The following is a 21,810-nucleotide window of genomic DNA, read 5'->3' as shown; positions in this document are numbered from 1 at the left end:
CCTCGGTCAGCCGTACATGCGGCGCATCGCGTAGTCGACCATCTGCTCCACGGCCTTCGCGTCGAAGACCATGCGGTGGTCGCCCTCCATGTCGAGGACGAAGCCGTAGCCGGTCGGCAGCAGGTCGATCACCTCGGCGCCCGTGATCACGAAGTACTTGGACTCCTTGCCGGCGTACCGGCGGAGCTCCTTGAGCGTGGTGAACATGGGGATCACCGGCTGCTGCGTGTTGTGCAGCGCCAGGAAGCCCGGGGTCTCGCCGCGCGGGCAGTAGACCTTCGACGTGGCGAAGATCTGCTGGAAGTCCTCGGCGGACAGCGACCCGGTCGTGAAGGCCCGCACCGCGTCGGCGAGCGACGGCGGCGAGGGCTCGGGGTACAGCGGCTGCTCGCCGTACCCGCCGGCCATCTGCTGCGGGGCGGCGTACTGCTGCCCTGCGCTCACGTTCTGGTCGTAGCCGTACATAGGGCGAAGCCTACCGAGCGCCCCGGACCCCGTGGACGCGCATTCCCGCCACGGTTGCGGCCCGTGGCCGGCTGGTGCGCCGCTTGACCCTGGTCACAGTCCCCACGTCAGGGGTTGCTTCTTATTACCCGCGGGTAGCATCATGAACGTTACCGATTGGTATGTACGAGGAACCTGTCTTCCCGAGCCTTAACGGAGCCGTCGCCATGGGGCACTACAAGTCGAATCTCCGCGACATCGAGTTCAACCTCTTCGAGGTGCTCGGCCGCGACAAGCTGTACGGCACCGGACCGTTCGGTGAGATGGACACCGAGACCGCCAAGAGCGTCCTGTCCGAGATCACCCGCCTCGCCGAGAACGAGCTGGCCGACTCCTTCGCGGACGCCGACCGCAACCCGCCGGTCTTCGACCCGGCCACCAACACCGCGCCGGTCCCGGCGTCCTTCAAGAAGAGCTACGAAGCCTTCATGGACTCCGAGTACTGGCGGCTCGGCCTGCCCGAGGAGATCGGCGGCACCACCTCGCCCCGCTCCCTCATCTGGGCCTACGCGGAGCTGCTGCTCGGCTCGAACCCGGCCATCTGGATGTACTCCTCCGGCCCGGCGTTCGCCGGCATCCTCTTCGAAGAGGGCAACGAGGCGCAGAAGAAGGTCGCGCAGATAGCCGTCGAGAAGCGCTGGGGCTCCACCATGGTCCTCACCGAGCCGGACGCCGGCTCGGACGTGGGCGCCGGCCGCACCAAGGCCGTGCAGCAGGAGGACGGCTCCTGGCACATCGAGGGCGTGAAGCGCTTCATCACGTCCGGTGAGCACGACATGGAGGAGAACATCCTCCACTACGTCCTCGCGCGCCCCGAGGGCCACGGCCCGGGCACCAAGGGCCTGTCCCTCTTCCTCGTCCCGAAGTTCCACTTCGACTGGGAGACCGGCGAGCTGGGCGAGCGCAACGGCGCCTACGCGACGAACGTCGAGCACAAGATGGGCCTCAAGGCCTCCAACACGTGCGAGATGACCTTCGGCGACCAGCACCCCGCCAAGGGCTGGCTGATCGGTGACAAGCACGACGGCATCCGCCAGATGTTCATGATCATCGAGTTCGCCCGCATGATGGTCGGCACGAAGGCCATCGCGACGCTCTCGACCGGCTACCTGAACGCCCTGGAGTACGCCAAGGAGCGCGTGCAGGGTCCGGACCTGGCCAACTTCATGGACAAGACGGCCCCCAAGGTCACCATCACGCACCACCCGGACGTGCGCCGCTCGCTGATGACGCAGAAGGCGTACGCCGAGGGCATGCGCGCCCTGGTGCTGTACACCGCCTCCGTCCAGGACGAAATCCAGCTCAAGCAGGCCGCGGGCAAGGACGCCTCCGCCGAGATCGGTCTGAACGACCTGCTCCTGCCGATCGTGAAGGGCTACGGCTCGGAGCGCTCCTACGAGCAGCTCGCGCAGTCGCTGCAGACCTTCGGCGGTTCCGGCTACCTGCAGGAATACCCGATCGAGCAGTACATCCGCGACGCCAAGATCGACACCCTCTACGAGGGCACCACGGCGATCCAGGGCCAGGACTTCTTCTTCCGGAAGATCGTCCGCGACCAGGGCGCCTCGCTGAACATCCTCTCCGAGACGATCAAGAAGTTCCTGGCCGAGGCCGTCGGCGGCGAGGAGCTGGCCGGTGCCCGCGACTCGCTCGCCAAGGCCGCCGTGGACCTGGAGGGTATCGTCGGCCAGATGATCGTCGACCTCACCGCCACCGGCGAGGACGTCAAGAACATCTACAAGGTCGGCCAGAACACCACCCGCCTGCTGATGGCGTCCGGTGACGTCGTCGTCGGCTACCTGCTGCTCAAGGGTGCGGCCGTGGCCGCCGAGAAGCTGGCCGCCGGCGCCCCCGCGAAGGACGTCGCCTTCTACACCGGCAAGATCGCGGCGGCGAAGTTCTTCGCCTCGCAGGTGCTGCCGAACGTCTCGGTCGCCCGCGCGCTGGCCGAGGCCGTCGACAACTCCCTGATGGAGCTCGACGAGGCCGCGTTCTAGCCTCCACGGTCACCCACCCGCAGGCCGGGCCCTCCCAGAGGGCCCGGCCTGCGGCATTCACAGGTTGCCGGTGGTTCGTGGCACGCTCGTAGACATGAGTCCGGCAGAGCGGCACAACCACAGCAGGGGGTACTCCGTCCCGACCGGGCGGCCGTACGCCCTCAAGGAGCTGCAGGCCGCCCTGGGCAGCCTCGGCGACCATCTGCGGGAGCTGTACGACGGCGCCCACCCCGCCGAGTACGAGGCCGTCGCCGATGCGCTCTACACCGCCTTCCAGACCGCAGCCGGGCTCGCACCCGCCAAGAGCTACACCGGCTGCTCCGAGCACCCCAACGGGGCCCTGGACCCCGAGGCGCCCGACGGCTGGGGCCGCTGTCTGATCTGCAACGACCGGCGCCGGCTCGGGCTGCGCTCCCAGGGTGTGCGCGGGGCCCGCCCGGCGGCCGCCGCCCCGCCCGCGGGGGAGCAGCGCAGGCTGGGCTATCCCGTACCGGATCCTCCGTACACGCTGCAGTCCCTGCGCGACCACCTCCGCACGGTCGAGGACCGCCGCTTCCACCTGGGCTTTTCCTCCCCCGCCGAGGAGTTCGTCCGGATAGCGGACGATCTCCACCGCGCATTCATCGTGGCCCGCGAGCTGTCCAGGCCCCGCAACGCCTCCGGCTGCTCCGAGCACCCCGGCGCGCCCATCGACCCGGACGCGCCGCCCGGTGAGGCCTGTATCTTCTGCGCCGGACGCAAGAGACGCGCGCAGCGCTCCGCGACGACCCCGGAGATGCTCCCGCGCATCCCCCGGGGCGAACGCAGGCAGCTGCAGCGCAGATTCGAGCGCCCGCCGGGCTGACAAGCCGCCGGGAAGTGGACCACACGGCCCGCGGTCCCGGCGTTTCGGCTATCCGCCGCAGTCCGACCATGGCGAACACGACCGTCGTTAAGGTGAACCACATGAGCTCTCCCGCCCGCTTCGACCGCGGCCACACCGACGATCTGATGACCTTTTTGACGGCCAGTCCGTCGCCGTACCACGCCGTGGCCAATGCGGCCGAGCGGCTGGAGAAGGCAGGCTTCAGGCAGTTGTCGGAAACGGACGCCTGGGACTCGGGCAGCGGAGGCCGGTTCGTCCTGCGCGGCGGCGCGCTCATCGCCTGGTTCGTCCCGGAGGGCGCGACCGCGCACATGCCGTTCCGGATCGTCGGCGCGCACACCGACTCCCCCAACCTGCGCGTCAAGCCGCTTCCTGACACGGGCTCACAGGGCTGGCGGCAGATCGCGGTCGAGATCTACGGCGGCACCCTGCTCAACACCTGGCTGGACCGGGACCTGGGCCTGGCGGGCCGGCTGACCCTGCGCGACGGCAGCGAGCGGCTGGTGAACGTGGACCGCGCACTGCTGCGCGTCCCGCAGCTGGCCGTGCACCTGGACCGGTCGGTCAACAGCGAAGGGCTCAAGCTCGACAAGCAGCGCCACATGCAGCCGATCTGGGGCCTGGGCGAGGCCCACGAGGGCGACCTCATCGCCTTCCTGGAGGAGGAAGAGGGCCTGCCGCAGGGCTCGGTGGCGGGCTGGGACCTGATGGTCCACTCGATCGAGCCCCCGTCGTACCTGGGGCGCGACCGCGAGCTCGTGGCCGGCCCGCGCATGGACAACCTGGTCTCGGTGCACGCGGGCGTCGCGGCGCTGGCCGCCGCCTCGACCGCCGACAAGCTGGACCACATCCCGGTGCTGGCCGCGTTCGACCACGAGGAGAACGGCTCGCAGTCGGACACGGGCGCGGACGGTCCGCTGCTGGGGAACGTGCTGGAACGTTCCGTCTTCGCACGTGGGGGCACGTACGAGGACCGCGCGCGGGCCTTCGCGGGCACCATCTGCCTGTCCTCGGACACCGGCCACGCCGTGCACCCCAACTACGCGGAGCGGCACGACCCCTCGCACCACCCGCGCGCCAACGGCGGCCCGATCCTGAAGGTCAACGTCAACCAGCGGTACGCGACGGACGGCACCGGACGCGCGGTGTTCGCGGCGGCGTGCGAGCGGGCCGGCGTGCCGTGGCAGACGTTCGTATCGAACAATTCGATGCCGTGCGGGACGACGATCGGCCCGATCACGGCCGCCCGGCACGGAATCCAGACGGTGGACATCGGCATCGCGATCCTGTCGATGCACAGCGCCCGCGAACTGTGCGGTGCGGACGACCCGTACCTGCTCGCGAACGCGCTGGTGGCGTTCCTGGAGGGCTGACGCCGTACGGGCGGTGCCGCCTGCCGGATCCGGGCGGGCGGGCGGCGTGGCCTCGGCCGGGCGGCGCGGGCTTCGGCCGGGCGGGTCGATCTCGGGTGGCGACGCGGTGCGATGAACGTATCGTGACACTCCGTCATGTTGTGCTGGGGTTCCGTCCTTCCCGGCCGACAAGGAGAGTCCCGTGCTCCGCCTGTTCCGCCTGTTCCGCCTCCTCCCCGTGCCGCGCATCGCGGGCGCCGCGGGCATCGCCCTCGCCCTGCTCGTGGCCGCCCCCGCGGCCGCCACTCCGAAGCCGCCGAAGTCCGCGGACGCCCCGCTCTCCCTCACGGACCCGCGGATCGTGGCGCACTTCGACTTCGAGGCCGGTCAGACACCGGAGAACATCGCCCTGGAACCGGACGGCTCCGCCGATCTGACCCTGGCCATCGCCCGCCAGGTGGTCCGGGTGGACCGGCACGGCGGGAAGCAGCTCCTCGCGACCCTGCCCGATGTCGCGGACCCGCAGACGCCCCTGCTCGGCGTCGCCGTCGTGAGCGGGATCGTCCGCACCCGCGACGGGACGCTCTACGTCGGCTACAACACGGGAACGGCAGAGACCGGCATCTACCGGATCACCCCCGACCGCGAGGTCACCAAGCTCGTCGACATGTCCCCGAAGGGCTTCGTGAACGGCCTCGCCCTCGACGAGCACCTCGGGCTGATCTACGCCGCGGACTCCGTCCTCGGCACCGTCTGGCGCATCTCCCTGGACCCCGAGCCCGAGGTGACGGCCTGGGCCACCGGCGCGGCGCTGGAGCCGACCACCTTCATCGGCGCGAACGGCATCAAGGTACGGGGCCACGCGGTCTGGGTGTCGAACTACGACCGGGCCACGCTGCTGAGGATCCCGGTCGACGAGGACGGGTCCGCGGGGAAGACCAGGACGCACGCCACCGGGCTGACGGGGATCGACGACTTCGCGTTCGCCGGGCACGGCGAGACGGTGCTCGCCGCGCTGAACACCACCGCGAGCGGACTCGCCCTGGTCCGGCCCGACGGCACCCACACCGTCGTGCTGACCGGGAAGGACGGATTGTCCGGGCCGACCTCCGTGGCGGTCCGCCACCGCAAGGTCTACGTCACCAGCGGCGCCTTCCTCAACGGCATCGACCCGAACCTGCTCGTCGCCGACGCGGGGAAGGGCGCCGAGGCAGCACGACGCCCTTCCTCCTAGGCGTCCATCCGGGCCTAGGCGTCCATCCCGGCGAGCACGAGCGGGAGCCGGGTGGCGCCGTCGGCCGTGACGGTCACCGGCACGCCCCAGTCCTGCTGGTGCACGTGGCAGGCCGGGTACTCGTTGGCCGGGTCGTCGTCGCACGAGGCCGCCATCGCCGAGACGTGCAGCACGCCCTCGGTGACCTCCGGGTTCAGGGCCAGCTCCCGGAACAGGTCCGTCCCGGTCCCCTCGCCGCCCGCCAGCAGCTCCGGCGGGGTCGAGGACACCAGCAGCCGCGTCGACGGCCCGTAGCGGGTGTCGAGCTTCTGGCCGGTCGGCGCCTGGAAGACCACGTCGAGCCGGAGCGTGCCCGGGGCGACCTCGGTGGCGGCCCGCTGCGTGCGGTGCGCGACCGCGTCGACCCGTACGGCCTCCTCCGGGAGGCGCAGCCGGGTCAGCCGGTGCCGGGCGGACTCGACGACCACGATGTCCTCGCCGACGAGGACCGCGTCGCTGGGCTCCCGCAGGTCGGTGGCGAGCGTGGAGACCTGGCCGGTCGCCGGGTCGAAGCGGCGCAGGGCGTGGTTGTACGTGTCGCACACCGCGACCGAGCCGTCGGGCAGCGCGGTCACCCCGAGCGGGTGCTGGAGCAGGGCCTGGGCGGCGTCGCCGTCCCGGTGGCCGAAGTCGAACAGGCCGGTCCCGACGGCGGTCCGTACGGCGTACCCGTCGCCGCCCTCGCCCCCGGGCTCCACGTACCGCAGGGCGCTGTTCTCGGAGTCGGCGATCCACAGCCGGTCCCCCGCGGCCGCGAGCCCGGAGGGCTGGGCGAGCCAGGCCTCCCGCGCGGGCCCGTCGTGCAGGCCCTCGCTGGTCGTGCCGGCGGAGACGGCGACCGTCCCGGTCTCCGGATCCCAGGTCCACAGCTGGTGCACGCCCGCCATGGCGATCCACACCTTGCCCTGCCACCAGGCGACGTCCCACGGCGAGGACAGGTCCACCTCCAGGGCCGGGCCGGAGGTCGGCGAGCCCTGCCACCACTGGCGGCCGGTCCCGGCGACGGTCTCGACGGCGCCCGTCGCGGGGTCGAAGCGGCGCAGCGCGTGGTTGACGGTGTCGGCGACGACGACCGACCCGTCGGGGAGCAGGGCCAGGCCCTGGGGCTCGCTGAAGGCGTCCGGTCCGAAGCCGCGCTCGCCGCTGCCGATGCGGCGTACGACGTTCTCGCCGTCGGGGCCCAGCTCCACGAGCTGGTGCCGCGTCGAGTCCGACACGAGGAGGTTCCCGCTCGGCAGCAGCAGCGCCTTGCCGGGGAAGCGGAGGTCGGTGGCCACCGGCTCGGGCGCCACGTACGGCCCGTCCCCGCGGCGCAGCGTGCCCTTGGCCTCGTGCTCGGCTTCGAGCTCGTCCACGAGCCGGGCGATGGCGTGCGCATGCCCCTCGCCGGCGTGCTGGGCGACGATGTACCCCTCGGGGTCGATGACGACGAGCGTCGGCCAGGCCCGTACGGCGTACTGCTTCCAGGTGGCCAGCTCGGGGTCGTCGAGGACGGGGTGGTGCACCTCGTACCGCTCGACGGCGTCGACGACGGCCGCGTGCTCCGCCTCGTGCACGAACTTCGGCGAGTGGACGCCGATGATCACGACGGTGTCGCGGTGCTTCTCCTCCAGCTCGCGCAGCTCGTCCAGGACGTGCAGGCAGTTGATGCAGCAGAAGGTCCAGAAATCGAGGATCACGATCCGGCCGCGCAGTTCGGCGAGACCCAGATCCTTCCCGCCCGTATTCAGCCAGCCTCCCTTCCCGACCAGCTCGGGAGCGCGGAGACGGGCACGGCGGGGCGCGGGGGTGTGCGCCGGGGCGGCATCGTTCATGCTTCAAGCTTGCCATCCACGCGGGAACACCCCCTCACGGGTGCCGTCACCGCCCCGTCTGGTCGAAGAGGGCGCTGAGGCGCGGCAGGCGGGTGGCGGTCTGCGCCGTGTCGTCGAAGTCGAAGTCCCAGGACGGGTCCAGCGCGGGGTAGCTGATCGTGAAGGACTCCGCCGGGAGCTCCCGGCCCGTGGCCGACTCGTACGCCGTCCAGGCGATCGAGAGGGCCTCCTCGTCCCACAGCTCCAGGCCCTCCGCCGCCGCCTCGCGGACCGCGGGGTGGTCCGCCAGGGAGTCGGGGTCGGCCAAGGCCAGGGCGAAGGCCTCCTCGCCCTGGGTCAGGAGCCAGCCGCGGAAGTAGTCGAAGCCGTCGTCCGAACAGCCGCCGTTGATCACGTACGCCGCGGCCCAGAGCGGGCTGCGGTAGGACTCCGCCAGCAGGTCCCACAGCACCTGCTGGGCGGCGGCTATCTCGGACCCGGGGCGGCGCGCCAGCAACTCCGAGGCGCGCGCCGCCACCTGGTCGGGCCCGGACTCCGTACGGGCCGTGTCGATCAGCATCCAGAACGTTTGCTTGTCCATGGGGAAAGCGTGGCATTCCCCTCTGACATCGGACGCGTCGTCAGACCGTGAGGAAGGAGTGGAGGGATTGCGTCAGAGCGGTGATGAAAGCCTCCTGGGTCTCCGGGGGCACGAGGTCCAGGGACAGGTACGGGTTCAGGTCCTCCAGCTCGACGAGCAGGAGCTCGCCGGAGGGGGCGCGGCAGGCGTCCACCCGCTGGATGCCGTGCGACAGCGTGTTCCACGCGATGAAGGAGCGGGCGAAGTCCAGATCGGCCGCCGTGGCCTCGTACGGCTCCAGCTCCCAGCGGCGGTCCGGGTCCGGGGCGTAAAGGGCGTACTGGAAGGCGTCGTCGACGAAGTAGAAGGAGACCTCGTACGCGAAGTCGATGCGCGGCTGGATCAGGTTCACCCCCGCCGGGCCCTGCGGGTGCGGGGTGAAGGTCAGGCCTATGGAGTCCGCGCCCTGCTTGGGCTTCACCGCGTACGAGGGCACCGCGGGCAGCAGCGCGAGGTCGGCGGGGTCGTCGATCGTGGGGATGACGGGGTGGCCGGCGGCCGTGAGGTCGAGGAGGTACTGCTTGCCCGCCATGTCGCCGCGGCCCGTGAGCGGGTTGTAGACGCGGGTGCCGGCGGCGAGGGCGGCCGCGCGGAAGGCGTCGTACGCCTCCTGGTAGTGCAGGACCGGCCCGCTGTTGCGGACGATCACCGCGTCGAAGTCCGCCATCATCCCCGCCGCGTCCAGCGGATGGCACAGGGCGAGCGGGAAGTGCTCGCGCAGCCGGGAGGTGAGGAGGATGTCCTCGTCGCAGTAGCGGCGGCCGCGTGCCGGGTACGCCAGGTCGGTCACATAGAGCAGAGGCATGGCGGCAACCTATCGCGGGCATCGATCCGGGCATGAAATACCTGGTTCGGGACAAAATGCTGGCCGTCGGGGACGACTACCGGATCGAGGACGAGGACGGGAGGCACGCCTTCCTCGTCGACGGCAAGGCACTGCGCATCCGGGACACCCTGGAGCTGAAGGACCCGGACGGGCACATCCTGATCACGCTGCGGGAGAAGCTGTTCAGCCTGCGCGACGCGATGACGCTGGAGCGCGACGAGCGCCGGCTCGCCGTGATCCGCCGCAAGCGGCTCTCCCTGCTGCGGGGCCACTACCTCGTGACGCTGGCCGAGGGCACCGAACTGGACGTGAGCGGGCGGCTCCTGGAGCGGGAGTTCAAGATCGAGTACGAGGGGGAGCTCCTCGCGCTGATCTCGCGCCGGTGGTACCGGATCCGCGAGACCTACGCCGTGGACGTGATCCGGGAGGACGCGGACGCGGCGCTGCTGATCGCGGTCGCCGTGTGCGTCATCCGGCTGGCGGAGAAGGAGCGGGAGGACGGGGCCGCTCCCGATGGTGATCGCGGGCCGTGAGCTGGCCCTGGACGTAGGCGTCGGTGTCCGGCGTGTACGGGCCGCCGTGGTCCAGCAGGAGGTCGGTGATGCGCTGCCACTCGGCGGCCCCGGCGCGGACGGCGGCGTCCCCGGACTCCAGGTCGCCGGCGTCGGCGAGCACGGCCTCCAGGGCGGCCTGCGTCTCGTGGTGGGTCATGCCGGTGGCCCGGTCCCGGACTCGCCGACGGGCCTCGATCTCCGCGACGGTGGGCTCGTGCGGCTCCAGGGCGGCCTCCAGCACGTCCTCCGCGTCATCCGTCACGGCGCACCCGCCTCCTCGTCCGCTCGTCGTCACCTCGTCGCGGAACCGGCGTCCGGCGCCGCCCGCTCCCCCCTCCTGCCCGCAAACCCCGGCGTCAACCGGGGCCTTCCGGGACCCCGGGGCCCGCGGGGCCCCGGGGCGGCGATCAGCGCAGGCGGCGGTCCTTCAGGGCCGGGAACTGTTCGCGGGTCTCGGCCACCTTCGCCGGGTCCAGGTCGACGGTGAGGACGTCCTCGCCGGGGCCCGCCTCGGCCAGGACCTCGCCCCAGGGGTCCACGACCAGGCTGTGCCCGGCCTGCTCGACGCCCGCGTGCGTACCGGCCAGCCCGCAGGCGAGCACGTACGACTGGTCCTCGACGGCCCGCGCCCGGTTCAGCAGGGTCCAGTGGGCCCGGCGTCGGGCAGGCCAGCCCGCGGCCACCACCATCGTGGTGGCCCCGGCGTCGACCAGGCCGCGGAACAGCTCGGGGAAGCGCAGGTCGTAACAGGTGGCGATGCCGAGGACCTGCTCCGGCAGGGTGACGGTGGTCAGGGAGTCCCCGGCCGACATCAGGACGGCCTCGCCCTGGTCGAAGCCGAAGCGGTGGATCTTGCGGTACGTGGCGGCCAGCTCGCCGGTCGGGGACAGGACGAGGGCGGTGTTGTAGAGGGAGCCGTCGCCGGCGCGCTCCACGACCGAGCCCGCGTGCAGCCAGACCCCGGCGTCGCCGGCCGCCTTCGACATCGCCTCGTACGTCGGACCGTCCAGCGGCTCGGCCTCGGTCTCGAACTGCTCGTAGGCGAAGGCGCCCGTCGTCCACAGTTCGGGCAGCACGACCAGGTCCGACCCGGCCTGCTCCCGAACGATATCGGCCACTCGGGCCCTGCGTGCGGCGACCGACTCGCCGTCGGACACCGCGATTTGGATCAGCGAGGCGCGCACAGTACCACCGTCCTGGCATTCAAGCCGTCAACTCGGGCCTACGATCGTCACACGAAAGCACTGCCGGGGTGCTCACCGGCAGCGTAGTTTTGGAAGCAGTCCACACGCTTCCAGAAAACGCGCCACTGAACAGCACGCGAGGGGTCCCGTTGACCGTCCAGCCGCATCCCAGCCTTCAGCCCTATGCCGACGCGTGGACCCACTCCATCGAGGCGATATCCGAGCTGGTCCTCCCCCTGGCGGAGGGCGAGTGGAACCGGGCGACCCCGTGCCCCGGCTGGTCCGTCCGTGATGTGGTGTCACACATCATCGGCATCGAATGCGAGCAGCTGGGGGACCCGCGGCCGATCCACACCGTCGCGAGGGACCTGCGGCACGTGGTCGACGAGTTCAGCCGGTACATGGAGGTCCAGGTTGACGTCCGGCGCCACCACACCGCGCCGGAGATGACCTCGGAGCTGGAGTACACGATCATCCGTCGGTCGCGTCAGCTGCGGAACGAGAAGCGGGATCCGGCCACCATGGTGCGGGGGCCGCTGGGCGACCAGGTGACCCTGGAGCACGCGTTGCGACTGCGGGCGTTCGACGTGTGGATCCACGAGCAGGACCTGCGGGCGGCGCTGGGCGTGCCGGGGAACTGGGACTCGCCGGGGGCGTACGTGGCGCGGGACATCCTGCTGGCCGGGCTGCCGAAGGTGGTCGCCAAGCTGGCCGGGGCGCCGGCGAACTCGGCGGTCGTGATCGACGTGCACGGGCCGGTGGAGTTCATGCGGACGGTACGCGTGGACGCGCACGGGCGCGGGACGGTGGACGGGACGCCCTCGCTGGGCCCGGCCGTGACGCTGACGACGGACTGGGAGACGTACGTACGCCTCGCGGCGGGGCGGGTCCGCGCGGGCGCGGGCGCCGTCGCGGACCGGGTGAAGGTCGAGGGCGACACCGAGCTGGCGGACGCGATCCTGGCCCACTTCGCCGTGACCCCGTGACCCATTGACCCATTGACCCCTTGGCCCCTTGACCCCTGGCGCCGTGACGCCGTGACCTCGTAGCCGCCCGGCGGGCGGTCGGGGCGCCGCCGGCGAGAACCGCTCCTGCGGTTGTCGCGTCCCTGCCATGGGCGGGCAACGCGGAGCGGGCGAAGGGGGTTTCCGGGATGTGGTCAAGGATGTCGGCTGCCGGGGTACCTGCGTCGGAGCGGCTCGACTGGTTCACCGACGTGATCGCGCAGGAGCTCGTACCCACGGCGATCCGCAGTGAACGCGTCCGGGACTTCTGGGCCGAGGCGTCCGTCCTGGACCTCGGCGGCGTGCAGGTGTCCTCGTTCGAGTTCAGCTCGCTGCGCTCTCTGCGCACCGCCGCCCACGTGCGGCGCAGCGATCCCGAGCAGTACCAGCTGGGGCTCGTGACCACCGGAGCCATGTCGCTCGCCCAGAACCGGAACGAATCGGGTCTGTTCACCGGGGACATGGTGCTCTGGGACACCTCGCTTCCGATGGAGTCGGACGCCGTCCCGGAGGTGGACGGGGGCCGGGTGCGGGCGATCGTCCTGTCCTTCCCCCGCGATGCGATGCCGCTGCGCGGCGCCCGGGTCGAACGGCTGCTGGCCCGCCGGATCGCGGGCGGCCACGGCATGGGGGCGATCCTCGCCCAGTACATGCGGTCGCTGGCGGCGCACGCGGCCGACTGCGGGCCGGCGGAGCTGAACCGGCTGGGTACGGTCGCCCACGACCTGGTCGGCGCCTGCCTGGCCCGGCATCTCGGCGCGCAGGACGAGCTCTCGCCCGAGGCCCGCACCCGCGCCCTGCTGGAGCGGATCGAGGTCTTCGTCAACCACAACCTCGGCGATCCGGAGCTGACCCCGTCCGCCGTCGCCGCCCGGCACGGCATCTCGCTGCGCCACCTCCAGCAGCTGTTCCGCGACCGGGGCGAAACGGTGGCGGCCGGGATCCGGCGGCGCCGGCTGGAGCGGTGCCGGACCGATCTCGCGGACCCGGGGCTCCTGACCAGCCCGGTCCACACCGTGGCGAGGCGGTGGGGCTTCACCGACGCCTCGGTGTTCAGCCGGACGTTCCGGGAGGCGTACGGGACGAGCCCCACCGAGTTCCGCCGCCGGGCGGTCCGGGAGGCCCTTGCGCGCAAGATCAACGAGCCCTGCGCGTCCGGCACATCCGGGGGTGTCGCGCGGCCGTAGGGTCTGCATTCGTCGGCCGTGCCGTGCGGGTGGCGGTGGCTGCGCCGGGGTGGTGGCTCCGGCGGGACTGGACGGGGGTCTGTCCCGCCGGGCCCCTGCCGGCGGGGGAGCCGGACGTGGATCCACGCCGCTGTGCGAGCGGCCCCGGGCCGCGCCCGTGCTTCCGGGGGCGGCGCCGTGCGCGTCGCTACGCGGGCGTCGGCCGCGGGGAGTCGGCCGGGTCCGCCGGCGCGGCGGAGGGTACGGAGACGGACGCGGGCCGGGCCGGGGCCGCGGCCCGGGTGCGTTCGCGGGCCAGGGCCCGGGGGCGCAGGCGCAGGATCTGGGTCAGGCCCAGGAGTTCCACCACGAAGACCGACGAGAAGGCGATCCGGTAGTTGTCGCCGGTGGCGTCCAGGAGGAGGCCCACCGCCAGCAGGGTCGTCATCGAGGCCAGGAAGCCGCCCATGTTCGTCAGCCCCGACGCGGTGCCCTGGCGGTCGGGCGGGTTCGCGGGGCGGGCGAAGTCGAAGCCGATCATCGAGGCCGGGCCGCAGGTGCCCAGGACGACGCACAAGGTGACGAGGAGCCACATCGGGGCCTGCGGGCCGGGGTAGGCCAGGGTCGAGGCCCACAGCAGCGCCGTGAGCGCCACCGTGCCCAGAGCCAGCGGGATCCTCGCCGACTGGCGGCGGCCTATCAGCTGGCCGTAGACGAGGCCGAAGCCCATGTTCGCGGCCACCACCAGGGTCAGCAGCCCCGCCGCGGTGGTCCGCTCCAGCCCCTGGTCCTCGACCAGGAACGGCATGCCCCACAGCAGCAGGAACACCATCGCCGGGAACTGCGTGGTGAAGTGCACCCACAGGCCCAGGCGGGTGCCGGGTTCCTGCCAGGAGTCCCGGATCTGGCGGCGTACGAAGCCCCCGCCCCCCGCGCGCGCCGGTGGTTCGTGGCCTTCCGGGTGGTCCTTCAGGAAGAGCACCAGCGGGATCAGCACGACCACGCCCGCCACCGCACTGCCCGCGAACGCCTGTACCCATCCGACCCCGTGCAGGACCGGGGCCAGCACCAGCGTGGAGACCAGGTTGCCGGCCATGCCGACCAGCCCCGCCAGCTGCGCCGTCAGCGGGCCGCGCCGGGCCGGGAACCACCGGGTGCCCAGCCGCAGCACGGAGATGAAGGTCATCGCGTCGCCGCAGCCCAGCAGGGCGCGGGCCGCGAGGGCCATCCCGTACGAGGGCGAGAGCGCGAAGCCGAGCTGGCCGGCCGTGAACAGGACCGCGCCCAGCGTCAGCACCTTCTTGGTGCCGAGCCGGTCCACCATCAACCCCACCGGCACCTGCATGCCCGCGTACACCAGGAGTTGGAGGATGGAGAAGGTCGAGAGCGCGGAGGCGTTGACGTGGAAGCGGTCCGCCGCCTCCAGACCGGCCACGCCCAGGCTCGTACGGAAGATCACCGCGACGAAGTAGACGGCCACGCCGATGGACCAGACGGCCACCGCCTTCCGGCCGCCCGGAGGATCCCGGAAGACGCCGTTCCCCGTCGCCGTCCCGTGCCCGCTCGTCCCGTGCCCGCTCACCGGTCCGTTCCCGCTCACCGGCCCGCCCCCCGCACCAGCGCCTCGACCCGGCCCACGTGGCCCCGTACGGTCGCGGCCGCCGCCTCCGCGTCCCCGGCCCGCAGGGCCTCCAGGATCTCCGCGTGCTCGGCCAGTGACCGCTCCACCCGCTCGGGGTGCGCGTGCAGCAGGGCCACGCCCATCCGCAGCTGCCGGTCGCGGAGCTGGTCGTAGAGTCGGGAGAGGATCGCGTTGCCGGCACTGCGCACGATCTCGGCGTGGAAGCCCCGGTCGGCGGCCATCATCGCCGCGAGGTCGCCCTCGGCGGCGTACCGGCGCTGTTCCTCCAGCAGTTCGGCGAGCCGCTCCAGCAGGCCGGGCGGCGCCGGCACCGCCCTGCGCACGGTGAACTCCTCGACCAGCAGCCGGGTTTCTATGACATCGGCGATCTCCTGCGCGGAGACCGGAAGCACCAGCGCGCCCTTCTTCGGGTACAGCTTCAGCAGCCCCTCGGTCTCCAGACGCAGCAGCGCCTCGCGGACCGGCGTACGGGACACCCCCACGGCGTCGGCGAGTTCGCCCTCGGTCAGGAGGGTTCCGCCCTCGTAGCGGCGGTCGACCAGCACGGCCTGCTTGACGTGTCGGTACACGCGCTCGGCGGCGGGGACGGCGGCTCGCGCGGTGGCGGTGGCGGCGGGGGGTGCGGCTGGCGGCATGCGCACAGGATAGATACATGAAGGGTGCACCGGTCGCCCCGTCCGGGATGTGGACGGCGGTCCCGCACGGCTGCAACGAAGGATGTACCGGGGCTTCGTCCGGCCGCAGGACGCAACGGGTCCCGCACCCCGGGACGCTGAGGTCATGGCCCACACGACCCTCGCCGCCCCCGGAGCGACCGCGACCCGACTGCCCCTCCTCGACGTCCTGCGCGGTGCCGCCATCCTCGGCACGCTCATGACCAATGTCTGGATCTTCGCGTCGCCCGGCTCCGAGTGGGGCGTACTGAACGGCGGCCTGGACACGCCCGACCCGCTCGCCGACCCCACGGCCGCGAACATCGCCGAGACGGTCTTCCGCTTCCTCGCCGACGGGAAGTTCCTCTCCCTGCTGACGATCCTGTTCGGGGTGGGCCTGGCCATCCAGTACGACTCCGCCGCACGCCGCGGCGAGCCGTGGCCCGGGCGCTATCCGCGGCGGGCCGCGTTCCTCTTCCTGGAGGGGACCCTTCACTTCGTCCTGATCTTCGCCTGGGACGTGCTGATGGGGTACGCCGTCACCGCCCTGCTGGTGGCCCGGCTGCTGGCCCGCTCCGAGAAGGCGCGGCGGGTCGCGCTGTGGACCTCGGGCGGACTGCACCTGGCCCTGATATGCCTCGTGACGCTCGGGGACCTGGCCAAGACGGACTCCGGGCCCCGGACCCCGGATCCCGCCGCGGCCCGGCTGTACGCCCACGGCGGCTACCTCGACCAGGTCTCCTTCCGGCTCGACCACGCCCTCGCCCTGCGCATCGAACCCGTCTTCACCTTCGGACTCCTGGTCTGCCTCTTCCTCCTCGGCGTCCGGCTGCACCGCGCGGGCGCCTTCGCGGCGGGCGCCGAGGGGCGCCGGATCCGGGTCCGGATGGCCGCGTGGGGACTCGGCATCGGGCTGCCGCTGGGCGCCGCCGCCGCGCTCGGCGGCCACGACTTCTTCGTCCTGGGGCGCTACGGCATCGCCCCGCTGATCGCCGTCGGGTACATCGGCCTGATCGGCTGCGCCCTGGACCGCTTCCGGGTCCCGGGGGCCGGCGCCCTCGGCTCCGTCGGGCGCACCGCCCTCTCCTGCTACGTCGGCCAGAACCTGCTCTGCATGCTGCTCTGCTACGGCATCGGGCTGGGGCTCGCCGACCGGCTCGGCGGCAGCGGGCCCTGGTGGGTGATGGGCCTGTGGGCGGGGGTGAGCCTCGTCCTGGTCGCCGCCTCACGGCTCTGGCTGCGCCGTTTCGAGCGGGGCCCGCTGGAGGCCGTGCAGCACTGGGCGCTCAGTCCCCGTCGGCCGCGGCCGTGACCTCCACTTCCAGGACGAACTCGTCGTACGGGGCCTCCTGCGGGTACGGCGGCCGGACCTGCGCGAAGCGGATCCGGGCGCGGCCGCCGGGACACCGGCCCCGGACCACGTACGTCCGCTCCAGCGGGGCGCCGGGCAGGACCTGCGCGGGGGGCGGCGGCCCGCTCACGTCGCTGACGGAGACGGCGTCCGCGTCCCCCGTCACCTGCCAGGTCCACACGTAGCCCCGCGCCCCGCGCCCGGTGAGCCGCAGCTCGTACGACTCGCCGGCGCCGAGGGCGATGTTGCGTACCTCCACCCGCGAAGACCTCCCGGCTCAGGCGGGGCCGATCACCGGCCCCTCGTGCCAGCCCGCTCCGTCCCGCCAGTAGTGCTGCAGCTGCCGGTCCGTGCGCAGGACGATGACCTCCAGGTTGAACCCGAAACTCCCCTGGAGCATCCCGGTGACGGCGAGCGCGTCGTGGCCGAAGACGGCGCTGCGGTTCCAGGCGGAGCCGGCGGCGTTGCCCCGCCACCAGTGCTCGACGCGGCCTCCCGCGCCGACCGCGCAGAGCTCGTAGTTCCCGGCGGTGTCCTCGTCGGCCGCCCCGTACTGGGCCTCGATCAGGCAGGGCGCGGAGGTGACCGCACTGCCGAAGACCTCCCCCGGGCGCCAGGCGAAGCCGTTCGGGTCGTCGCGCCACCACAGCTGCATCCGGCCGTCCGTACGGGTGGCGACGAGGTCGAGGTGGCGGCTGCGGGTCTGGACCAGGGCGGGCCCGTAGTGGGCGATGCCGGAGGCGAAACGGCCGCCGTCGTTCCAGGTCCACGGGGCGCCGTTGATCCGCCACCAGTGGTTGAGGCGGCCGTCGGCGGTGCGGACGACCGCCTCGAAGTTGCCCGGCTTGCCGTAGTCGCTCTGGATGAACCCCGGGGTCGAGCCGATCGCGGCGTCGCCCGGCCCGAAGGCGCCGCCGTCGCGCCAGACGCCGGCGGACTGCTCGTAGTACCAGTGGCGCAGCCGGCCGCCGGTGGTCACGTGCAGGGACTCCATGTTCCGGTTGTACGTGGTGCCGGTGAAGGCGGGCTGGCCCGAGGCGTCGTTCGCGTACGACATGGCACGGGCCCACGGGAAGGGGGCATCGCCCTCGCGCCACCAGTGCTGGAGGCGGCCGCCGCCGCCCGCGGCGGTGGCGAGCAGCTCGAAGTTGCGGTGGGCACGGCCGTTGCCGCTCTCGTAGACGTTGCCGGCGTGCAGGCGGCGCTTGCTCCACGGGTCGATGTTGGTGCCGCGCAGACCGCACTTGGCCCAGTAGTCGATCTTGACCTCGCCGTAGGCGATCCGCCCGTAACCGCCGACGTGGTAGCCCGGCCCCCAGGAGTTCTTGAACAGCCAGCAGCCGGCGGCGTCGTCGTAGCCGGTGATCAGCACGCAGTGGCCGCCCGCGAGGCGGTCGCTGGTGCGGTGGTAGACGCCGGAGCCGAGGCCGAAGAAGTCGTCGTACACGTCGAAGCAGGCGGTGAGCGGACCGACGGTGTCGAGCCAGGCCTTCTGCTGTTCGACGTCGCCGAGGCGGACGTAGTCGGTGATCCGGACGGTGCGGCCGGACCGGTCCCAGCTGGGCGTGTACTCGGCGCGCCAGGCGTCGCGGCGGTCGGCCGGGACGGTGGGCGGGGGCGGGGAGTAGGGCCAGCAGTCGGGATCGGCGAGGCCTCCGTTGTCCTTGACCCAGTCGAGGGCGGTCTCGGGGTTGGAGCCCTGGCCGCAGGTGAACTTCAGACCGTCGTGGACGTCCCCCTCCGAGCGTTTCGCCCAGACGTTGTGCTCGATGCGGGCCATCGACTCGACGAGACCCGCGGCCCCGAAGGCCCAGCAGGAGCCGCACGGGTTCTGGTCCTTGACCTTGGTGATCCAGGGCCAGCCCCAGCGGGTTCGCCAGTCGACGGCGGCGGGGCGGGCTCCGGGCCCCGCCGCCGGCGTGCCGGGCAGCAGGCCGTGGGCGGCCCGGCGGCGGGTGAGGTGCGGGTTGGCGCTCTCGTGGCCGATGAGCGCCCGCAGGTCGATGGCGCCGATCTCCTCGGCGGGCGTGAGGTTCGCCCCGGGTTCGAGGCCGAGGGAGGGCCGGGGTACGGGCTCCTCGTCGGCGAGATGTTCGATGACGGACCAGCGCGCTCGTCGCGATACGAGCTGCGCGCGTAGCTCCCCCACCGTCTGGACAGACCGCTCCGGCATGACCGCCCCCCAGCGTCAACCATTGTGTGCAGACCCGGGAGCGTCCATCGGGGGGCGGGGCGCGTCAAGGGTGTCCGCACGGTCGCGCGGTCGCACAGGGGGGTCGTACGGGACAGCCGTCCGCCCCCGGCGTCGGAGGGACGCCGGGGGCGGAGGCGGGCCGGGTGGGGCCTATTCCGCCGGGGCGGGGGCGGCGGCCGGCGTGCCGCCGGGCAGGCCGAGGCCGGTGAACAGGGCCATCACGGTGGTGCCGAGGTCGTTCACGACATCGGTGGCCTTGGCCTTGGCGTCGGTGGTGCAGCCGCACGGGCCGGCGGCCTTGGCGACTTCGTCGACGGAGGCCTTGAGGTGGTCGACGGCGGCGGTGACGAGGTCCACGCGGGCGCGGTCCACGGCCTTGGGCTTCGCCGCGACGACCGGGGCGACGGCCGGCAGCGTGACGGGCTGCGCAACGACGGCGGGCGGCTTGGCAGCCTCAACCGGCGGCTTGGCAGCCTCGACCGGCGGTTTGGCAGCCTCGACGGGCGGCTTCGCGACCTCCACCGGCGGCTTGGCGGCCTCCACCGGCGGCTTGAGCACCTCGACCGGAGGCTTCGCAGCCTCCACCGGAGGCTTCGCAGCCTCCACCGGAGGCTTCGCAGCCTCCACCGGAGGCTTCGCAGCCTCAACCGGCGGCTTCGCAGCCTCAACCGGCGGCTTCGCGGCCTCTGCCGGGGGCTTCGCCACCGCCCCCGGCGGCTCGTCCGCCGGCTGCTTCGGCAGGACCACCGGGGTGACCACCGGCGCGTTCGCCGGAGGCTTGGCCACCGCCTCCGGTACGGCGGGGGCCGCCGGGGCCGCCGGGGCCGCCGCCGCGAAGGTGTTCTTCATGGAGGCCAGCGCCGCGTCGATCTTCTGCTTGTGCGCGGCCAGATCGGCCTCCGGGAGCTTCCCGTCCGGCGACTTCAGTACCTCCCCGAGGAAGTTGGTCACGGGCGTGATCAGGCTGCCGGCCGCCCCGAGGGACGCCACCTGCGCGGTCAGCGCCTCGGCACCGGGGACGGCCTTCTTCGCCAGCGGCGCCGACGCCTTCGTCGGGGTGTCGGCCGCACCGGCCAGACCGGGGGACACGGACATCAGCGTCACGCACAGGGCGGCGGGGAGGGTGTAGCGGGTGATGCGGTGCAAGATCTCTCTCCTGTTTCAGAGTCGTGGGGCAGGGGGTGTGCCCCTGTCCACTCACCGCCACCCGGTCACATTCGGCAACCGCAAACCGGCCCGCGCATCTCTGAAATCACCACCCCCAAGGCTGCCACCTGCACGGATGACGTCCCCTTTCCGCTCCGCCGACGGTGCTGCACCCTCGTGACGCCCTCACCCTGAGTAATCGCCTCGCGGAGGGCTCGGAGCGAGCGCGCGAAAGCCGCCCGGCCGTCGTCGGAGACCCCGACCGCGGGGGCGTGGGGGCTGCCCCGGCCGGCTCATGGGCCGAGCTCGGCATCGGAGGGCCCCGTTAGGGTTTCCCGTATGGGGACCTGGATCGCGCCGAGCGTCATAGAACGAGAGCTGTACGAAGCCAAGCTCAGGAACGACTGGCCCGCCTACTTCGACGCCCTGGCCCGCGCCTGGCTGTTCGTCCCCATGGCCCGCGCATACGTCGACGCGCACCCCACCTCGGTCCTGCTCGAACCCGCGTACTTCCCGCAGGTCCGCGCCCGTTGCTACGTGGCGTACACGGCGGGCATGCTGCCCGCCCCGACCGCCGACGGGGTCTTCACCCGCCAGAGCCTCGCCTGGTTCGCCGCCAATTTCGAGCCCGGTGATCCTCCGTACCTGGCCGTCAACCCCGGCAGCCCCTGCGAGGCCTTCCTGCCCGCCGGCCCCGGCGACCGCGCGGTGTGGAACGCCCACTGGGACCGGGCCCCCTCGTACGGCCTGGAGCAGAACAAGGTCCACGGCCTCCACGTCGGGGGCCCGCTGCGCGGCCCCGCCGCCTTCGGGCTCGCCTGCGGCGCGCACCTCTCCGTACGCAACGGACTGTTCTGGAACGCCCTGGGCTACCACGGCGAGGGCTACATGAAGGAGCGCGAGAAGCTCAAGGAGTACTGGGGCATCACCACCCGCGAGGAATGGCTGCTCGGCACCGAGCGGCTGCTGACGGCCGACATGGTCAGCGCGGTCTGGGAGTTCACCCTGCGGATCCGCACGGCCCTCTCCAAGGAGTTCGCCGGACCGGTGGACATCGAGCACTGGAGGCACGCCACCGAGGCGACCCTGCGGGCCAACGCGGAACGGGCGGCCGAGCCCCGGATCACCCCCGAAGGCGTCACCGTCGCCCGGCCCCGCTCCGCGGCGGAGGTGGAGGGGGAAGTCGCCGGCGTGCAGCGGGTCATCGGCCGCATCGCGCGCTACGAGCAGCGCTTCCGGGCCGACGGGATCCTCGGCGAGGGCAGGTTCGTCCGGTCCGTCGAGGCCTGGGACTACGGGCGGGCTTCCCAGATGGCCCGCTGGGGGCTCGGCGCCCGCCTGTGCACGCTCCAGGAGGCCGAGGACGCCGTCATCCGGGCCGGGAGGGCCTGCCGGCTCTCGTACCGCTCCTGGGAGGATCTCTCCGCCGGCTTCGTCCTGGGACGCTGCCTCCAGTTCGACGAGGAGGAGTACGGGCACTGGTACACCGACATGGCCGCCACCCACCAGGCCCTGATGAGCGATCCGGGCAGTCCGTGGCTCAACATCCCCTGGAACCAGGGGGTGTCCGCCTAGGGTCTGTTGCGAAAGTGGATCTTGTTCGTTCATGATCACGTCTTGTGGGACGTGGAGATCTGACGAACGGCCAGTGGGCCCGGCTTGAGCC

20 protein-coding genes are annotated in these 21,810 nt (G+C 72.3%); 9 read left to right on the top strand and 11 right to left on the bottom strand.

Annotated elements, in window-relative coordinates:
- Positions 1-6: 6 nt before the first annotated feature.
- Positions 7-465, bottom strand: a complete 459-nt coding sequence (locus ACFXGI_RS27040; protein WP_030153025.1) for an SseB family protein — start codon at positions 463-465, stop codon at positions 7-9.
- Positions 466-671: 206 nt separating this feature from the next.
- Here ACFXGI_RS27040 and ACFXGI_RS27035 point away from each other — a divergent pair, with 206 nt between their 5' ends.
- The 4 genes from ACFXGI_RS27035 to ACFXGI_RS27020 all read left to right on the top strand — a co-directional run bounded on the left by ACFXGI_RS27035 (position 672) and on the right by ACFXGI_RS27020 (position 5,952).
- Positions 672-2,501, top strand: coding sequence for an acyl-CoA dehydrogenase (locus tag ACFXGI_RS27035; RefSeq protein WP_384711739.1), 1,830 nt, complete (start codon positions 672-674; stop codon positions 2,499-2,501).
- 94 nt (positions 2,502-2,595) lie between these two features.
- Entirely contained in the window at positions 2,596-3,345 is a 750-nt protein-coding gene (locus ACFXGI_RS27030) for a hypothetical protein (protein WP_384711736.1), read from the top strand.
- 101 nt (positions 3,346-3,446) lie between these two features.
- Positions 3,447-4,739 carry a M18 family aminopeptidase gene (locus tag ACFXGI_RS27025; protein ID WP_384711733.1) on the top strand — a complete coding sequence of 431 codons (1,293 nt, stop codon included), beginning with the start codon at positions 3,447-3,449 and terminating at the stop codon, positions 4,737-4,739.
- Between the two features lie 181 nt (positions 4,740-4,920).
- Positions 4,921-5,952, top strand: a complete 1,032-nt coding sequence (locus ACFXGI_RS27020; RefSeq protein WP_384711730.1) for an SMP-30/gluconolactonase/LRE family protein — start codon at positions 4,921-4,923, stop codon at positions 5,950-5,952.
- A 14-nt stretch (positions 5,953-5,966) separates the two neighbouring features.
- On the opposite strand, the gene ACFXGI_RS27015 is transcribed toward ACFXGI_RS27020, so the two are convergent.
- Genes ACFXGI_RS27015 through ACFXGI_RS27005 form a run of 3 tightly spaced genes read right to left on the bottom strand, consistent with a single transcriptional unit; the run spans position 5,967 to position 9,229 of the window.
- Complete coding sequence (locus ACFXGI_RS27015; protein WP_384711727.1) at positions 5,967-7,805, bottom strand: NHL domain-containing thioredoxin family protein; 1,839 nt, start codon at positions 7,803-7,805, stop codon at positions 5,967-5,969.
- Between the two features lie 46 nt (positions 7,806-7,851).
- The gene (locus ACFXGI_RS27010; RefSeq protein ID WP_384711724.1) at positions 7,852-8,385 is read right to left on the bottom strand and encodes a DUF4240 domain-containing protein; all 534 of its coding nucleotides are present in this window, start codon (positions 8,383-8,385) and stop codon (positions 7,852-7,854) included.
- A 40-nt stretch (positions 8,386-8,425) separates the two neighbouring features.
- Complete coding sequence (locus ACFXGI_RS27005; protein WP_384711721.1) at positions 8,426-9,229, bottom strand: hypothetical protein; 804 nt, start codon at positions 9,227-9,229, stop codon at positions 8,426-8,428.
- A gap of 32 nt (positions 9,230-9,261) precedes the next feature.
- On the opposite strand from ACFXGI_RS27005, the gene ACFXGI_RS27000 reads away from it, so the two are divergent.
- A complete protein-coding gene (locus ACFXGI_RS27000; protein WP_384711718.1) occupies positions 9,262-9,783 on the top strand; it encodes an LURP-one-related/scramblase family protein in 522 nt (173 codons plus the stop codon).
- Here ACFXGI_RS27000 and ACFXGI_RS26995 read toward each other — a convergent pair.
- The gene (locus tag ACFXGI_RS26995) at positions 9,719-10,066 is read right to left on the bottom strand and encodes a hypothetical protein (protein WP_384711715.1); all 348 of its coding nucleotides are present in this window, start codon (positions 10,064-10,066) and stop codon (positions 9,719-9,721) included. The genes ACFXGI_RS27000 and ACFXGI_RS26995 overlap by 65 nt on opposite strands.
- A gap of 145 nt (positions 10,067-10,211) precedes the next feature.
- Positions 10,212-10,988, bottom strand: coding sequence for a carbon-nitrogen family hydrolase (locus ACFXGI_RS26990; RefSeq protein ID WP_384711712.1), 777 nt, complete (start codon positions 10,986-10,988; stop codon positions 10,212-10,214).
- A gap of 149 nt (positions 10,989-11,137) precedes the next feature.
- Between ACFXGI_RS26990 and ACFXGI_RS26985 the strand changes: the two genes are divergently transcribed.
- Together ACFXGI_RS26985 and ACFXGI_RS26980 are read left to right on the top strand one after the other, a co-directional pair.
- Positions 11,138-11,974, top strand: coding sequence for a maleylpyruvate isomerase family mycothiol-dependent enzyme (locus ACFXGI_RS26985; protein WP_384711709.1), 837 nt, complete (start codon positions 11,138-11,140; stop codon positions 11,972-11,974).
- Positions 11,975-12,153: 179 nt separating this feature from the next.
- The gene (locus ACFXGI_RS26980) at positions 12,154-13,179 is read left to right on the top strand and encodes a helix-turn-helix domain-containing protein (RefSeq protein ID WP_384711706.1); all 1,026 of its coding nucleotides are present in this window, start codon (positions 12,154-12,156) and stop codon (positions 13,177-13,179) included.
- Between the two features lie 187 nt (positions 13,180-13,366).
- Here the strand turns inward: ACFXGI_RS26980 and ACFXGI_RS26975 are convergent, their stop codons facing one another.
- Positions 13,367-14,740, bottom strand: coding sequence for a nitrate/nitrite transporter (locus tag ACFXGI_RS26975; RefSeq protein ID WP_384711703.1), 1,374 nt, complete (start codon positions 14,738-14,740; stop codon positions 13,367-13,369).
- Between the two features lie 14 nt (positions 14,741-14,754).
- The gene (locus tag ACFXGI_RS26970; protein ID WP_384711700.1) at positions 14,755-15,435 is read right to left on the bottom strand and encodes a GntR family transcriptional regulator; all 681 of its coding nucleotides are present in this window, start codon (positions 15,433-15,435) and stop codon (positions 14,755-14,757) included.
- Positions 15,436-15,580: 145 nt separating this feature from the next.
- Between ACFXGI_RS26970 and ACFXGI_RS26965 the strand changes: the two genes are divergently transcribed.
- Positions 15,581-16,765, top strand: coding sequence for a DUF418 domain-containing protein (locus ACFXGI_RS26965; RefSeq protein WP_384711698.1), 1,185 nt, complete (start codon positions 15,581-15,583; stop codon positions 16,763-16,765).
- Here ACFXGI_RS26965 and ACFXGI_RS26960 read toward each other — a convergent pair.
- The 3 genes from ACFXGI_RS26960 to ACFXGI_RS26950 form a co-directional block, all read right to left on the bottom strand.
- A complete protein-coding gene (locus tag ACFXGI_RS26960; protein WP_384711695.1) occupies positions 16,740-17,063 on the bottom strand; it encodes a protease inhibitor I42 family protein in 324 nt (107 codons plus the stop codon). The two genes, ACFXGI_RS26965 and ACFXGI_RS26960, sit on opposite strands and share 26 nt — an antisense overlap.
- Before the next feature lie 18 nt (positions 17,064-17,081).
- On the bottom strand, positions 17,082-18,977 hold the full coding sequence (locus ACFXGI_RS26955) for a C1 family peptidase (RefSeq protein WP_384711692.1): 1,896 nt from the start codon (positions 18,975-18,977) through the stop codon (positions 17,082-17,084).
- Between the two features lie 171 nt (positions 18,978-19,148).
- Positions 19,149-20,144 (bottom strand): hypothetical protein, encoded by a 996-nt coding sequence (locus ACFXGI_RS26950; RefSeq protein WP_384711689.1) that lies wholly within the window; start codon positions 20,142-20,144, stop codon positions 19,149-19,151.
- 339 nt (positions 20,145-20,483) lie between these two features.
- Here ACFXGI_RS26950 and ACFXGI_RS26945 point away from each other — a divergent pair, with 339 nt between their 5' ends.
- Positions 20,484-21,719: a DUF1266 domain-containing protein gene (locus ACFXGI_RS26945; protein ID WP_384711686.1), complete on the top strand. Its 1,236-nt coding sequence runs from the start codon at positions 20,484-20,486 to the stop codon at positions 21,717-21,719.
- Positions 21,720-21,810 lie beyond the last annotated feature (91 nt).

The sequence above is a fragment of the Streptomyces sp. NPDC059355 genome, assembly GCF_042752335.1.
Classification (GTDB): domain Bacteria; phylum Actinomycetota; class Actinomycetes; order Streptomycetales; family Streptomycetaceae; genus Streptomyces.
The sequence above is the reverse complement of the archived record's forward strand: the minus strand, read 5'-3'. Positions and strand labels throughout refer to the sequence as shown.

Bases quoted from the DNA above. Each gene is read 5' to 3' on its own strand.
- ACFXGI_RS26980 (WP_384711706.1), top strand. From the start codon at position 12,154: ATGTCGGCTGCCGGGGTACCTGCGTCGGAGCGGCTCGACTGGTTCACC.
- ACFXGI_RS27015 (WP_384711727.1), bottom strand. From the start codon at position 7,805: ATGAACGATGCCGCCCCGGCGCACACCCCCGCGCCCCGCCGTGCCCGT.
- ACFXGI_RS27000 (WP_384711718.1), top strand. From the start codon at position 9,262: ATGAAATACCTGGTTCGGGACAAAATGCTGGCCGTCGGGGACGACTAC.
- ACFXGI_RS27005 (WP_384711721.1), bottom strand. From the start codon at position 9,229: ATGCCTCTGCTCTATGTGACCGACCTGGCGTACCCGGCACGCGGCCGC.
- ACFXGI_RS27035 (WP_384711739.1), top strand. From the start codon at position 672: ATGGGGCACTACAAGTCGAATCTCCGCGACATCGAGTTCAACCTCTTC.
- ACFXGI_RS26955 (WP_384711692.1), bottom strand. From the start codon at position 18,977: ATGCCGGAGCGGTCTGTCCAGACGGTGGGGGAGCTACGCGCGCAGCTC.
- ACFXGI_RS26965 (WP_384711698.1), top strand. From the start codon at position 15,581: ATGGCCCACACGACCCTCGCCGCCCCCGGAGCGACCGCGACCCGACTG.
- ACFXGI_RS27025 (WP_384711733.1), top strand. From the start codon at position 3,447: ATGAGCTCTCCCGCCCGCTTCGACCGCGGCCACACCGACGATCTGATG.
- ACFXGI_RS26945 (WP_384711686.1), top strand. From the start codon at position 20,484: ATGGGGACCTGGATCGCGCCGAGCGTCATAGAACGAGAGCTGTACGAA.
- ACFXGI_RS27030 (WP_384711736.1), top strand. From the start codon at position 2,596: ATGAGTCCGGCAGAGCGGCACAACCACAGCAGGGGGTACTCCGTCCCG.
- ACFXGI_RS27010 (WP_384711724.1), bottom strand. From the start codon at position 8,385: ATGGACAAGCAAACGTTCTGGATGCTGATCGACACGGCCCGTACGGAG.
- ACFXGI_RS26970 (WP_384711700.1), bottom strand. From the start codon at position 15,435: ATGCCGCCAGCCGCACCCCCCGCCGCCACCGCCACCGCGCGAGCCGCC.
- ACFXGI_RS27040 (WP_030153025.1), bottom strand. From the start codon at position 465: ATGTACGGCTACGACCAGAACGTGAGCGCAGGGCAGCAGTACGCCGCC.